Source organism: Micromonospora vulcania (genome assembly GCF_042658605.1).
Taxonomy (GTDB): Bacteria; Actinomycetota; Actinomycetes; order Mycobacteriales; family Micromonosporaceae; genus Micromonospora; species Micromonospora vulcania.
The window spans coordinates 301,655-315,805 of sequence record NZ_JBHSQS010000006.1 but is presented as its reverse complement, the minus strand read 5'-3'; the positions used below and the strand labels follow the sequence as shown (position 1 = coordinate 315,805).

Sequence of the window (14,151 nt, the reverse complement as noted above, 5' to 3'; positions counted from 1 at the left end):
CCCATCGCTGCTGTCGACGACATCCACAACCTACACACACGACGGTCGATGTGGATGCCGCCGGTCACACCGAGCCGACGAACTGGCTGACGTGGTATGCGGTGCTTCGGCCGTCCGGCGTACGCGTCCACTTCGAGACCATCAGGTGCAGGTCGTTGGCGTCGCGACTCGACCAGGGGTGGATGAACCCGCCGTAGAGGGCGGGCTCCTGCCAACCGGTGACCTGGACCTTCTCCGCGGTCCACGCCCGATCCGGCCCCGCGGCGGTCCGGGTGACCAGGTTGCCGGTCTGGCAGTTCAGGTACGACATCACCCAGGTCCCGTCGGTGAGGCGGCGTACCGACGGCTCGCCGAAGCGGCCGGTGAGGATGGCGGTGCAGGGGCGACCCCAGCCCCAGTTCGTGCCGTTCCAGCCCCACCCCTCGTACGACTCGGGGTAGAACAGCCGGTCCCACCGGACGCGGCGCAGCATCATCGGGCCGTCCTGGCGCCCGGAGCGTACCGAGAAGACGTAGACGTGGTCGCCGTCGCGCTGCATGGTCCACATCTGGAACGGGTCCTTGTTGTCGGGACTGTTCCACCACTTCAGCGGCGTACGGATGAAGTCGTTGCCGTTGTCCGAGTAGGCGAGCCCCGCGTAGCGCGACCTCCACTGCGGACCGGCCGGGCCGGCGGAGTTCCAGTTCTCGATGCTCATGTAGGAGACGAGCTGCCGACCGGTCTCCGGGAAGGCGATGCCGTCGTTGGGGATGACGGTCACCTCCCACAGCCCGTCGATGCCGACGCCGTTGTGGCCGTTGTGCATCAGCTCCGGCGCGCGTCCGTTGCCGGCGACCCGTGCGGCGCTGTCGAAGACCACCCCGCCCGGCGCGGCCGGGTGGATGGCGGAGCGCAACATGACCGGTGAGCGCCAGTCGTTCGGCAGCGGCGGGCCCTCCGGCCACGGCGTGTTGAAGGTGTCGCCGAAGAGATAGCCGATCGACCCGTTCTCCAGCACGTACGGGATGCCCAGGTCGGTGCCGGCCACCCGCCACCGGCTGTTGGTGTCGAGGTCCGCGCCGGTCAACCGCTTCTTCCACACCGCCGCCTGGGCGGGGCCGGCCGTCATCAGAGCGGCCCCGGTGGCACCGACGGCGCCGGCCGCACCGATGGCCGCGACCCGCCCGAGGAGCGTACGACGACGCATACCCATGGCTGCCCCTTCACGCTGCACTCGTCGGTTGCCCGCTCGCTCGATTGCCGGCGAGTCAACCCGCGACGACCATCGATGTCAATACCTGCCCACCTTGGCTGTCACGACGAAGGAAATGTTCAGATTGGGTTGACAGAATTCACTGCCTGGGGTCGTCCGTCCCGACCCGGTCCGGCCCGGTCCGGACATTGATCCCCACGATTTCGAGGGTTACCCTCTGCTCGCCCATGGTCAACTACGACCGTATGGAGGACCGGCCATGAACCACGACAATCCGTCCGGCTGCTGCGGCGGCGACGGACAGCAGTCACAGCCCGGGATCAGTCGTCGGAGGCTGCTGCGGGGCACCGCGCTGACCACCGGCGCGCTCGCCGTCGGTGGCGTCGTCGGCCTGCCCGGGATCGCCCACGCCGCGCCCGCGATCTACAACCCGTTCGCCGGCTACCCGATCACCGGCACCTGGCAGGACCACCTGAACAGCGGCTCGCTGGGCGGTATCGACTTCGGGATGGGCGTCGGCACCAACCTGCCGGCCTGCGGCGCCGGCACGATCCAGAACATCCCGAACAACGGTACGGGCGGCCACACCGTCACGATCTACCACGCGGACGGATACCGCAGCCAGTACCTGCACCTGTCCCAGTTCCTGCTGTCCAACGGCACCGCGGTCGGCGCCGGTGCGATCGTGGGACGCTCGGGCGGTGCGGTCGGTGCGCCCGGGTCCGGCAGCTCCACCGGGCCACACCTGCACTGGCACATGATCAACCCCAGTGGGGTACGCATCAACCCGCTGACCTACATCGCCCAGAACCCGGGTGGCGGCGGGCTGCCCAAGACCTCGACCGAGCAGGACGGCATCCCCGGCACCGTCTTCTACAAGCGCATGCAGAACTGGCTGCGGATCACCTCGGGTTACACCGGCCCGATCGACGGTGTCCCCGGTACGCAGACCTACGCCGCCCTGCAACGGGCCATGCGTGGCTACGGCTACACCGGCCCGATCGACGGGGTGCCGGGGGCGAACACCTGGAGGGCGGTGCAGCGGCTCGCGTCCGGCTGGGGTTACACCGGCCCGATCGACGGGGTGATGGGGCCGAACTCGTGGCGGGGGTTCGCCCGGTTCCTGAACCAGGACCGGTGGGACTGACCTGTTCCCGGGGTCTGCGGCCGGCTCCGCGGCGGAGCCGGCCGGTCCCCACTCATCGTGGTTCGTACGTCTGGCAGTCGGCGATGTCCTGACCCGGCCCGACGCGAATCGACGAGGCGTGGCACTCCAACTCGGCGTTGTGTCGGCACTCGGACCGCTGGCACGCCCCGACCTGGGCGATGACCCGGTCCAGCCCGCCCTTGGCGGAGGTGTCGATGAAGGTGGCGCAGTTGGCGTTCTCCTGGCCGATGGTGATGGCGAACGCGTGGCAGCCGTCGTGGTTGTAGCCGCAGTCGGTGACCGTGCACTCGTGTACCCGAGGCATCTCCAGCATGTCAGTCATGATCGTTTCCGCCTTCCGTTGGACGTGTCTGCTGGACACCCTTACCCGGCTCGGAGCGGACGATTCCCGGTTTACTGCCCCTTTCAGGGGTATTTGAGGTAGGTCAGCCTAACCTAAGGCACCTGTCCGTTTAGGACCGTGCGCGCGGAGGGTGGCAGTGTCGCGTGTGCGCGAGCAGTGCCTCGATCTGTGCCCCGAGCTGGCCCGGATGGCGCAGCGTGCTGGGGAACTGCAGCCGGACGTCCCGGTCGCGGTTCGACAGTTCGAGCCGCAGGACGATGCCGTGGCGGTCCAGGCGCAACGGGCGGACCATCCGGACACCATGCAGGTGGCGGGGATCCACCAGCCGGCACAGTCGTTCGACCGTGTGCGGGTGGTGGTGGTCGAGGTGGCACAGCAGGTCGGCCTCCTCGGCGGCGAGCGGATCGGGCTCGGCGTCGGCGAACTCGTCCGGGTCGATCGACGTGGTGCCGTCGACGGTGGTCAGCTCCGCGGTGGCGAGGTCGAGGACCGTCACCACGTCGTCGTCGACCGCGCGTCCGGTGCTGTCGGCCTCGGCGGGGCTCAGCCAGCCGGTGAGGGTGGCGCGTCCCCGGACCCGGTCGCGTACCGGGGTGGGTGCCAGGTCGGTCACCTCGATCATCGCCACCGTCTCGTCCTGGTACGCGACGTGCTGCGCCATCCGGCTATCCGTGGGCAGTTCGATTCGTAGGCGTCCGTCCCGGGTGACGACGTGTCGGCCGGCGATGTCCGCCCGGAAGCCGGGCAGGTGCAGGCCCAGCGACGGGCTGGCGACGAGCATCGAGCGGAGCCGGCTCGCCGGGCTGTCGGTCACGTCCGTCATGTCGGTCAGCTGGTTGCTCAACCCGATCACCTCCTATTAAGGTAAGGCTTACCTTACTTGAGAGGTGAAGGATGAATCAGACCCGCCCCAAGGTCAAGCGCTCCCGCGCACTGGGCATCCCCTTGACGCCGAAATGCGTGAAGTACTTCGAGCGCCGCCCGTTCCCACCGGGTCAACACGGCCGGGCCCGCCGTACCACCAGTGACTACAAGGTCCGGCTGTTGGAGAAGCAGCGCCTCAAGGCGCAGTACGACCTGCGCGAGGTCCAGCTGCGGTCCGCGTTCGACCGGGCCGTGCGCCGGCCGGGCAAGACCGGTGAGGAACTGATCGTCGATCTGGAGACCCGGCTCGACGCGCTGGTGCTGCGGGCGGGATTCGCTCGGACGATCTATCAGGCCCGCCAGCTCGTCACCCATCACCACATCACCGTGAACGGCCGTCGGCTGGACCGGCCGTCGGCGCGGCTGCGCCCCGGTGACGTCATCGCAGTGTCGGAGCGCAGTCGCGGCAAGGCGCCGTTCGTCGTGGCGGCGGCCGGCGCGCACGCCCCGGAGCGTCCCGCGCCCTACCTGGAGGTCAGCCTGACCGGCCTGACCGCCCGGCTGGCCCGGCCCCCGCTGCGGTCGGAGGTGCCGGTCGTCTGTGACGTGCAGCTCGTCGTCGAGTACTACTCGCGCTGAGCGGGAGTGGGCCGAGGCGCGGCATCCGCCCCGTGGGCGCGCCGCAGCCCGGCCTCACCCGGCCCGCCGTACGCCGATCGCCTGGGTGAGCCCGGACCGGCCCCGTACGCCGAGCTTGACGTACGCCCGCTGGAGGTGGTTCTCCACGGTCCGTACCGACAACACCAGCTCGGCCGCGATCGCCGCGTTGTCACGCCCGGTCGAGGCCAGCTCGCAGATCTGCCGCTCCCGTGGGGTGAGCCCCTCCCGGTCCGTTGGCCGAGGGCTCAACGGCGGCCAGTAGCCGCCGCACCGCTCCCGCAGCAGGTCCGCCCGGCGGGCCAGCAGGTTCGCCCGGCGCTGGTCGCCGCGCCGACCGTACGCCGCCTCGGCGGCCACCACCGCCTCCAGCCCCAGCGTCAGGTACCCGCTGGCCTCCAGGGCGGTGCCGACGCGTTCCAACGCGGCCGGGTCGTCGGCGGCCAGCGCGTGGGCGTACTCGGACCACAGGCCGAACAGCGGGCTGTCACAGTCGGTCGTCGCCTCGGCCAGACGCGCGGCGGTCGCGGCGCTGGGCTCCAGGCGGGAGAGCAGGTGCAGGCACTCGACCGTGACCGTGGTCGCCTGCTCGGCCCGCCCGTGCAGGTCGCGCAGCGTGGCGACGGCCGTGGCCGGACGCCCCTCGGCCGCGGTCAGCCAGGCTGCGGTCAGCTCGGCGTCGATGGCCACCAGGCCGCCGGTGTGCGCCCCGTCGTCGTCGGCCCGGTCGTCGTCGAGCTGCCGCAGCAGGCGCCTGCTCTCGGCCAGCTCACCCAGTTGCGCCGCCACGTACGCGTTGGCCGACAGGACGTAGTCCCGGATCGGAAACAGGGTGCCCTCGGCGACGAGGGTCCGCGCCTCGTGCAGCCAGCGCATCGACCGGCGCATCTGCCCGGCGTGGTACGCGCACTTGCCCCGGGAGAAGGCGAGCAGCCCGACCGCGTCCGCCGAGCCCCGGGTCACCGCGTCCTGGTAGTAGCGCTGCGCCAGCCGTTCGGCCTCCGGCAACCGCCCGGACAACACCAGGGACTGCACGTGGCACGCCTGCGTGGCCGCCCGCATCGTCGGCCAGGTCTCCGGGAGGTCGACCTCGCCGGTCTCGAACATCCGCACCGCCCGGCCCGGCTGCCCGTCGAACAGCAGCAGGTACGGCAGCAGCGCCGCGACGGCCGTCGCCAGCAGCGGATCCCGGGGCCGGTCGGCGGCCAACCGCACCACGGATGCCCGGGCGCCGACCGCGTCGCCGCCGAACGCCGCGACCCCCACCTCCGCGGCGAGCAACCCGGGCAGCGCCTCGGCAGGCAGCTCACGGCGACCCGCGTCGATCACCTCGCGGGCCCGGTCCGGCCGGCGGCCACCCCAGTACATGTTCAGCGCCCGCAGCGCCGTCGCCTCCGCGCGGTCCCGCGGGTCGACGAGGTCGGCCGCCGCGCGGGCCAGGTACCCGTCCGCCTCGTCGCTGCGGCCCTGAGCCACCAGCGCCCGGCCCACCTGCCAGTCGCCCCGCGCGGAGCCGATCCGACGGCCCAACCGCTCGGCCAGCACCGCGTCGTGCCGGCGTAGCGCGTACTCCGATGCCACCAGCAGGTCGTCCGCGTCCACCGGCAGATCCGCCTCGCAGCGCCAGGCCGCGATCCGCGCCCGGTCGTCGGCGCCGCCGCCGTCCACGGTCGCGAGCGCCTCGGCCAGGGTCCGGCGCAGCCGGCGGGCCCGCAGCGCGCCGGTACGGTTGCGGACCACCTCGGCGTAGAGCGGGTGGCCGGTCTGCACCAGCACGGCCGCACCGTGGCGGACCAGGCGGATCAGGCCCCGCTCCTCCAGCCGCTCCGCGGTCAGCGGGTCGACCGTCCGCTCGATCAACGCCAGCGGTGCCGGCTCGGCGTGCGCGACGTACTGCAACGCCTCGGCCTCCTCGGAGGTGAGCGTGCCGAGTGTCTGGTCGATGAGGTCGGCCAGGTGCGTGGGACAGAGCGATTCGGCGGGCCAGGTCCACATCCCGTCACGCTGGACCAGCCCGCCGTCGCGAAGCCCGCAGCGCAGTGCCTCACGCAGGAAGAGCGGGTTGCCCTGACTGATCCGCCACAGCGTGCCGAGGGTCAGGCCGTCGACCGGACCACCGAGCGCCTCGCGGACCAGCAGGGCGGTCTCGTCCGGGTCCAGTGGCGGCACGTGAACCCGGTCGATGCCGCAGGACCGGCGCAGCGCCGCCACCGGCGCGGCGTCCAGGGCGTCACCGCGTACGCTCGCCACCACCCGTACGGTGCCGCCCGCGACGAGACGTTCGAGCAGTGCGCCGGACGCGTCGTCCAGCCAGTTGAGGTCGTCCACGCCGACCACCACGCCCCGGCCGGCCGCGACCTCGCGGAGCCGGCGCTCCACGTCCCGGAAGACGTCGGCCACGCTCGCGTCGGACGGCTGCGGCAGCCGGCTGGCGAGCACGCCGAACGGCACGCCGCGCCAACCCGGGGTGGCGGTGACCCGCAGTACGACATGTTGGCGTCGCAGTGCCTGGTCCAGCACCGCCTCCAACAGCCGGCTCTTTCCCACCCCCGGATCGCCGGTGAGCACGACCCCCTGACCCGGCGACGCGGTGAGCGCCTCGACCGCCCGGTCCCGCTCGCGCGTCCTGCCGACGAACGGCCAACCGGCGGCACCGTCGACGAAACCTCCTGGTGCAGACACGGAACCCCTTCAACCCGGCCGGGTCCCCCCGGGCCCGGTCGCCATCTCCGTCCTCGATCCGCTCGACCAGCCGGATCGTGTGCACGGCGGTCTGGGTGTCGCGGGCCCACCCTCACACACCCCGAGCGGTGGTGCCGTCACCTTCCAGACACGCCTGCACACCTGACGCCCCGGCCCGCGGGTTCGGTTGTCACCACGGTGACAGCACCGGGCCGGGGTGAGGTACCGGCTACTCATGTGCCGGCACCCCCTCGGCACCGACGCTGGTTCTGCCAACGACCGCCGGGCAGGCCGGCGGTCGTCCTGAGAGGAGAAACCGAATGTCCATCACCGACATCGTCAGCAGCTGGAAGGACGAGTACCGCCGCGCCGCCTCGCCCGAGGTCGTCGAGTCCCACCCGGCCGGCGTGGTCGAGCTGGACCGTGACCAGCTGGAGACGGTGGCCGGCGGTGCCGCCGCGACCACCGGACACACCACGGCCTGCTGCCACTGCGTCTGCTGATCCGGAACGACCGACCATCGGGTCCGTACGGGGTCCGGGCCTGGCCCGGACCCCGTCGTCCCGCCCGACCTCACCGCGAGGGGAGCTCCGAATGTCCGTACCTGCGCACCACGCCGCCGTCGATCCGGCCGTCCGCCGCGCCGAGCAGCGCCTCCTGGCCGCGTTGACCAGCACCGAACGGCTGGCCGTGCCCGTGCCGACCGACGTGACGTTTGGCGATCGGGCGCGGTGGCGACTGTCCCGGTGGCGCACCGGCGGCGCGTTCACCGACGACGCCGACTGGCGACGCCGGCTGGACGCCGAGGGCATCGACGAGCAGGTGCTCCTCGCGCTGCTGGACGAGACGCCGGAGCGGCTCGCCGAGCGCCTCGGCCGCCCGCCGGCGTGGATCCGCCGCCTGCTGGCCCGCTACGACCAGCCGGTGGACGGCGAGATCGAATCCGGGCTGCTGCCCGGCCGCCCGCTGGACGCCTGCCTCACCCTGGTGGCACCGCTGGTCGCGGCGGCCCGCGCCCGGGTGACGCGCCGGGCCCGCGAACTCCCCGGCGACCTACTGCCGGCCGACGCCGATCGGCTGGGTCTGACCGGCCTGCTCGACGAACTGGTGGTGGTCCTCAGCCGGGCCGTCGTCCTGGAACTCAACATCGACCGGCTGCGCGGCACGTCGGCGGGGGAGACGCCGCAGGAGCGCTTCGCGGCCTTTTTCCACCGGCACCGCGCACCCCAGGCCGCCCTGACCCTGCTGGCCGACTACCCGGTCCTGGCACGTCAGGCGTACGAGCTGACCCACGACTGGGCCGAGCGCACCGTCGAGTTCCTGGAGCGGCTCGTCGACGACGCCCCGACGCTCGGTGCGGTCTTTCACGCGGGCGTTCCGGTCGGTCGCCTGGTCGAGATCGAGGAGACCGGCGACCCGCACCGCGACGGCCGCCGGGTGCTGGTGGCCACGTTCGACAGCGGACTGCGGCTGGTCTACAAGCCCCGACCGGTCGCCGTCGAGGCCCGGTTCCAGCACCTGCTGGCCTGGCTCAACGACCGCGGCGCGGACCTGCACACCTTCACCGTCCTTGCGCGTGGTGAACACGGCTGGGCCGAGTACGTCGACACCCGGGCCCCCGGTACGCCCGACGGGCACCGCCGCTACGCCCACCGCTTCGGCGCACTGCTGGCCCTGTTGCAGGCCGTCGGCGCCACCGACTGCCACCAGGAGAACGTGCTCGTGCACGGCGAGCATCCGGTCCTGGTCGACCTGGAGACCGTGTTCACCCCGTCGGTCGTACGGGCCGCGAGCGCGCGGGGCGGGGACGCCATCGCCGACTCGGTGCTCGCGGTCGGCCTGCTGCCCCGCGCCGACGAGGCGGCGGGACCGGCCGGCGACGGCTGCAACTGCTCGGCCTGGCAGGGCGCGGGGACCGACGAGATGCGGCTGTGCGCGCCCGGTCACCACCACGACGAGCCCGGCGTCCAGGACCCCGCCGCGGCGTCGCCGGTGACCGACGTCGCCGAGCACCTGCCGCAGGTGGTGGACGGCTTCGCCGCGATGTACCGACTGCTCGCCAACGCACGCGAGGACCTGCTGGCCCCGGACGGGCCGGTAACCGCGTTCGCCGACGACGAGATTCGCGTGGTGCTCCGCCCCACCCGCACCTACCTGCGGCTACGCGACGCCGCCCTGCACACCGACGTGTTGCAGGACGGCCTCGACACCGAACGGCTGTACGACTGGCTCTGGTCAGGAGTGGCCGAACTGCCGCTGCTGACGGCCACCGTGGCGGCGGAACGGGCCGACCTGGCCCGCCGCGACGTGCCGGTGTTCACCACCAGGGTGGACTCGCGCGACCTCTGGACCAGCCGGGGACGACGACTGCCGGGGCTACTGGCCCGGTCCGGCCTCGCCGAGGCGCGTCGTCGACTCGCCCGGCTCGACTCGGCCGACCTGGCCCGGCAGCGCTGGCTGATCGAGGCGGCCTTCGCCGCCCGGGTGGACGCCACCGAGGCACCCCACGCGCGGGTACGGTGGCGGCTCGCGGACGTGCCACCTGCGCCGCTGCCTCCGTCGTCGGTCTACCTGGCCGCCGCGACCGAGGTGGCGGACCGGGTGGTCGGGCTCGCGCACCCGGGCACCGAGCCGACCTGGTTCGGCCTGACGCCCGGCGCCACCGCTCCGGGCCATCGGGCACCGGCACCGCTCGGGCCACACCTCTACGACGGTGTCGCGGGGGTGGCGCTCTTCCTGGCCCACGCCGGCCGGCTCGCCGGTGAGCAGCGCTTCACCGACCTCGCCGAACGTGCGGTGGTCGGGCTCGCCGTCCGAATCCTCGACGACCGGATACCCGGCGACCGGATCGGCGCGTTCACCGGCTGGGCGGGGCTGCTCTACACGTTCGGCCACCTCGGGGCGCTGTGGCAGACCCGCCGGTTCGTGCCGGTCGTCGACAGGGCACTGGCGCGGATCGGCACGCTGGCCACCACCGACCAGGCACCCGATCTCGTCGACGGGTACGCCGGTGCCGTCCTCGCGGTGTCCGGCGCCGGTCTGGACCCCGAGCGGGTCGGGCCGGTGGTGCGCGCGGCGGCCCGACGCCTGCGCGACGCCGCCGACCGCTATCCGCACCCGGCCGGGGCGGCGAACGGCGGCCCCCTGGGCGGGCTGTCCCACGGGTCGGCCGGGATCGCCGCGGCGTTGGCCCGGGCCGCGCAGACCACCGGCGAGCCCGGGTACGCCGACGCCGCCGCCCGCGCGCTCGCGTACGACCGCAGTCTGTTCCGCCCCGACCTGGCGAACTGGGCCGACCTGCGACGCCCGGGGCGAAGCGCGGTGACCTGGTGCCACGGCGCTCCGGGGATCGGCCTGTCGCGGCTGCTCGTCCGCGACGCCCTCGGTGGCGACGACGTCCTGGACGCGGAGATCACCACCGCGATCGGCACGACCCTGGCCACCGGCTTCGGTCGCAACCACTCGCTGTGCCACGGCGATCTCGGCAACCTCGACCTGCTGCTGACCGCCGCACCGCGACAGGCGGCGGCACCCGCCGCGGCGGTGCTGCGCGACGGCCTCGTCGAGGGCTGGCGCTGTGCGAACCCGACGGCGCTCGCCGCACCGGAGCTGATGACCGGCCTGTCCGGGATCGGGCTCGCCCTGCTGCGGCTCGCCGCGCCCGAGCGGGTGCCGTCCGTACTCCTGCTGGCGTCACCGGCGGGTACCCCGACGCGGGAGCGCGCCAGCGCGCCCGGGGACCGGAGGCGGCAGTGGGCGGCCTGAGTACCGGGCCATCGTGGCCGGGCCGGCGGCGGGTGCCGCTGGTCCTGCAGATGACCGACGCCGACTGCGGTGCCGCCTGCCTCGCCATGGTCTCCCGCCGGCACGGCGTACGCGCCTCGCTGGCCCAGGTACGCGATGGGCTGGACGTCGGCCGCGACGGGGTCACCGCGCGGGCGCTGCTGGCCGCGGCCCCACGGTTCGGGTTGCGGGCGCGCGCGTTCCGGGCCGACGCGGGCCAGGTCGGTACGCTGCCGCTGCCCTCCATCGCGCACTGGGAGGACGCCCACTTCGTGGTGGTGGAACACGTCGGCCCGCGCGGGGTCCGGCTCGTCGATCCGGCGCTCGGGCGTCGGCTGCTCACGCCGGCCGAGTTCGCGGCCGGATTCAGTGGAACGGTGCTGACCTTCACCCCCGACCCGCGGTACGCGCCCGAGCCGTCGACCCGCCGGCCGAGCCCGCTGGCCCGGTGGCGTCGTGCCCGTCCGCTGATACGGCCCTTCCTGCCCCGGCTGCGGGCCGCCTTCGGCGTCTCCCTGGTGCTCCAGGCGCTGGGGCTGGCGCTGCCGCTGGCCACGACGGTCGCCTTCGACCAGATCATGCCGGCCCGGGAGACCGCCCTCATGCCGTACCTGGCGCTGGGCATCGCGGCACTGGTGCTCACCCAGTTCGGCGTGGCGTACCTGCGGTCCCGGCTCCTGGTGACCCTCCAGGCCACGGTGGACGCCGCGCTGATGACCCGGCTGTTCGGGCATCTGCTGCGGCTGCCGTACGCCTTCTTCCAACAGCGGGCCAGCGGCGACCTGATGCAGCGGCTGTCCAGCAGCATCTTGCTGCGCGAACTGGTCACCACCCAGGTGCTGACCGCGGTGATCGACGGGGTGCTGGTGATCGCGTACTTCGGTGTGCTGCTCGCCAAGGACCTCGCCTTCGCCGGGCTCGCCGCCGCGATCGGCATCACCCAGGTGGTGGCCGTCGCGATGGTCAACGGTCGGCTGCTGCGGTTGACCCAGCGACACCTCACCGTGCAGGCCGACGCCGAGAGCGCGCTCATGGAGGCGCTGTCGGGCATCGCGACGGTCAAGTCGATGGGGGCCGAGCGGCAGGTGTTCGACGGCTGGCTGCGCCGGTACAACACGGCACTGGATGCCGACGTCGCCCAGAACCGGCTCTCCGCCACGGTCGCCAACATCACCGCGAGCGTCCAGCTCGCCGGGCCGCTGGCGTTGCTGTGGCTCGGCACCGGCCGGCTCTTCGACGGCGCCGGCCTCGGTCAGACCCTGGGCCTGCAGGCGCTGGCGTTGTCCGCGCTGACGCCGCTGGCATCCCTGGTGGCCAGTGCCCAGGTCCTCCAGTCGGTCGTGTCGCACCTGCAACGGCTGCGCGACGTCTTCGCCGCCCAGCCGGAACCGACCGGGGACCCCGAGCTGCCCGCGCCCCGGCTGACCGGCCGGATCAGCGTCCGCGACCTCAGTTTCCGCTACGACGGTGGCGCGGCACCGGTGTTGCGGGACGTCTCGTTCGACGTCGCGCCGGGGGAGAAGGTCGCCGTGGTCGGCCCCTCGGGCAGCGGCAAGAGCACCCTGGCCATGCTGCTGACCGGCCTCTACCGGCCGACCGGCGGGGAGATCCTGTTCGACGGGGTGCCGCTGTCCCGTATCGACCCGACCGAGCTGCGCCGCCAGTTCGGCGTGGTGCTGCAGGAGAGCTACCTGTTCCGGGACTCCATCCGACGCAACATCAGCCTGGTCCACCCGGGCGTCGGCATGCCGGCGATCCGGGCGGCCACCGAGGCCGCCGCCATCGACGAGGACATCGCGGCGATGCCCATGGGGTACGACACCCAGGTCGCCGAGCGGGGCCAGGCCCTCTCCGGCGGGCAGCGGCAGCGGCTGTCCATCGCGCGGGCCCTGGCGGGGCAGCCCGCCGTGCTCCTGCTGGACGAGGCCACCAGCCACCTCGACGTGGCCACCGAGCGCCGCGTCGACCAGGCCATCTCGGCGATGCGCTGCACCCGGATCGTGGTGGCCCACCGGCTGAGCACCGTCCGCAACGCCGACCAGATCCTCGTCGTGGCCGGTGGCCGGCTCGTGGAGCGGGGCCGGCACGACGACCTGCTGCGCGCCGGGGGCGTCTACGCCGACCTGGTCCGGTGCCAGTTGACCGACGACGAACCCGCCCGTACAGGAGGCGACCCGTGGATACCCGTACCGTGACCGCCGGCGCGAAGCCGGCCCGTCCCGCCACCTCCGCCGGCAGCGACCCCGGGCCGTTCCCGGCGCGGCGGGTCCTCGTCGCCGCCTGCGGCTCGGCGGACGTCCTGACCCTGCCTCAGTCGATCATGGTGCTGCGTCACGCCTTGCGGCTCGACGTCCGGGTCGTGCTCACTCCCGCCGCGGCCCGCTTCGTCCCGGCCCGCTCGTTCAGCCTCCTGACCGGGCACCCGGCGCTGGTGGACGAGGAGGCGATGACGGAGGTGCCGCACCTGGCCCTGACGGCATGGGCGGACCTCGTGCTCGTCCTGCCCGCCACCGCCAACACCCTGGCCAAGGCGGCCCTGGGGATCGCCGACAACCTGGTCGGCACCTGCGTGCTGGCCGCCACCGCCCCGGTCGTGCTGGTGCCGTCGATGAACGCCGCGATGTGGCAGCGCCCCGCCGTGCAACGCAATGTGGCGCAGTTGCGCGCCGACGGGTACGGCGTGGTGCCGCCGGTGCCGGTGCTCGCCCTGAGCACCGGCACCCTCGCCGGCCGGGGGATGCCGTCCATCGAGGCGGTGCTGGAGTGGACCGCCGCCCACCTGCGGGCCGCGGGGGCGGGCCGTGGCTGAGGTGCGCGCCGGGTACGGGCCGCGGATCGCCGCGCTGGCCACCGCGCTCGGCGTCACCCTGCTCGTGGTGGCGGCCGTCCCGTTCCTGCGCGCGTACGCCGACCCGGCCGCCCGCCAGCCGGCCACCGCGATCGGGGTCGGCCTCGACCGGGCCGGTTGCGATCCGGAGCTGACCGACCCGATCAGTGGCGCCGGGGTGCACGTCGGCCCCGGCACCGCCCAGCCGTACGTCACCCGGATCCAGTACGACCTGGTCCCGCCGTCGTCCGGGCCGCACTTCGTGGTGCCGGCCCCGACCGTGCGCCGGTTCTACACCGCCCGGGACCGGCCGCCGATCGAGACGTTGGTGCACAACCTCGAACACGGCTATGCCGTCCTCTGGTACGTCGAACCGCTCGCCCACGACCAGATCGAGGCGCTGCGGGCGCTGGCGCGTACGTTCGGCGCCGACCGGTACGGCGGCAGGTTCGTGGTGGCGCCCTGGGACCCGGGGTACGGGGCGTTCCCCGCCGGCCGTCCGCTCGCTCTGTCGCACTGGGGCGCGCACGCCGGCTACCGGCAGTTCTGTGCCGCGGTCAGTGGCGCCGCCGTGGAGCGGTTCGTCCTGGCGCACCCGGCGGGTGACGCGCCCGAGCCGACCGGGATGTGACGCC

Annotated in this window: 11 protein-coding genes; 7 read left to right on the top strand and 4 right to left on the bottom strand. The window is 73.4% G+C overall.

All coding sequences use genetic code 11. The annotated features are described in order from the left end of the window. Positions 1–64: 64 nt before the first annotated feature. Positions 65–1,192: a DUF4185 domain-containing protein gene (locus ACFQGL_RS12575; RefSeq protein ID WP_377510342.1), complete on the bottom strand. Its 1,128-nt coding sequence runs from the start codon at positions 1,190–1,192 to the stop codon at positions 65–67. 259 nt (positions 1,193–1,451) lie between these two features. Here ACFQGL_RS12575 and ACFQGL_RS12570 point away from each other — a divergent pair, with 259 nt between their 5' ends. Continuing rightward, positions 1,452–2,339 carry a peptidoglycan DD-metalloendopeptidase family protein gene (locus tag ACFQGL_RS12570; protein ID WP_377510339.1) on the top strand — a complete coding sequence of 296 codons (888 nt, stop codon included), beginning with the start codon at positions 1,452–1,454 and terminating at the stop codon, positions 2,337–2,339. A gap of 52 nt (positions 2,340–2,391) precedes the next feature. Here ACFQGL_RS12570 and ACFQGL_RS12565 read toward each other — a convergent pair whose 3' ends face one another. Continuing rightward, on the bottom strand, positions 2,392–2,682 hold the full coding sequence (locus ACFQGL_RS12565) for a DUF1540 domain-containing protein (RefSeq protein WP_377510336.1): 291 nt from the start codon (positions 2,680–2,682) through the stop codon (positions 2,392–2,394). A gap of 130 nt (positions 2,683–2,812) precedes the next feature. Beyond that, positions 2,813–3,526 (bottom strand): DUF2470 domain-containing protein, encoded by a 714-nt coding sequence (locus ACFQGL_RS12560; protein ID WP_377510654.1) that lies wholly within the window; start codon positions 3,524–3,526, stop codon positions 2,813–2,815. A 71-nt stretch (positions 3,527–3,597) separates the two neighbouring features. Here ACFQGL_RS12560 and rpsD point away from each other — a divergent pair, with 71 nt between their 5' ends. Beyond that, positions 3,598–4,206: a 30S ribosomal protein S4 gene (gene rpsD / locus ACFQGL_RS12555; protein WP_377510333.1), complete on the top strand. Its 609-nt coding sequence runs from the start codon at positions 3,598–3,600 to the stop codon at positions 4,204–4,206. Between the two features lie 54 nt (positions 4,207–4,260). On the opposite strand, the gene ACFQGL_RS12550 is transcribed toward rpsD, so the two are convergent. Further along, the gene (locus tag ACFQGL_RS12550) at positions 4,261–6,906 is read right to left on the bottom strand and encodes an AAA family ATPase (protein ID WP_377510330.1); all 2,646 of its coding nucleotides are present in this window, start codon (positions 6,904–6,906) and stop codon (positions 4,261–4,263) included. A gap of 320 nt (positions 6,907–7,226) precedes the next feature. Here ACFQGL_RS12550 and ACFQGL_RS12545 point away from each other — a divergent pair, with 320 nt between their 5' ends. From ACFQGL_RS12545 to ACFQGL_RS12525, 5 genes are all read left to right on the top strand, one after another. Further along, entirely contained in the window at positions 7,227–7,409 is a 183-nt protein-coding gene (locus ACFQGL_RS12545; protein WP_377510327.1) for a mersacidin/lichenicidin family type 2 lantibiotic, read from the top strand. A 91-nt stretch (positions 7,410–7,500) separates the two neighbouring features. Further along, positions 7,501–10,671: a type 2 lanthipeptide synthetase LanM family protein gene (locus ACFQGL_RS12540; protein ID WP_377510324.1), complete on the top strand. Its 3,171-nt coding sequence runs from the start codon at positions 7,501–7,503 to the stop codon at positions 10,669–10,671. Next, positions 10,659–12,884, top strand: a complete 2,226-nt coding sequence (locus tag ACFQGL_RS12535) for a peptidase domain-containing ABC transporter (protein ID WP_377510321.1) — start codon at positions 10,659–10,661, stop codon at positions 12,882–12,884. Before ACFQGL_RS12540 ends, ACFQGL_RS12535 begins: the two co-directional genes overlap by 13 nt. Further along, positions 12,866–13,498 (top strand): flavoprotein, encoded by a 633-nt coding sequence (locus tag ACFQGL_RS12530; RefSeq protein WP_377510317.1) that lies wholly within the window; start codon positions 12,866–12,868, stop codon positions 13,496–13,498. The genes ACFQGL_RS12535 and ACFQGL_RS12530 overlap by 19 nt, the downstream gene beginning before the upstream one ends. Beyond that, positions 13,491–14,147: a DUF3105 domain-containing protein gene (locus tag ACFQGL_RS12525; RefSeq protein ID WP_377510314.1), complete on the top strand. Its 657-nt coding sequence runs from the start codon at positions 13,491–13,493 to the stop codon at positions 14,145–14,147. Before ACFQGL_RS12530 ends, ACFQGL_RS12525 begins: the two co-directional genes overlap by 8 nt. Positions 14,148–14,151: the final 4 nt, after the last annotated feature.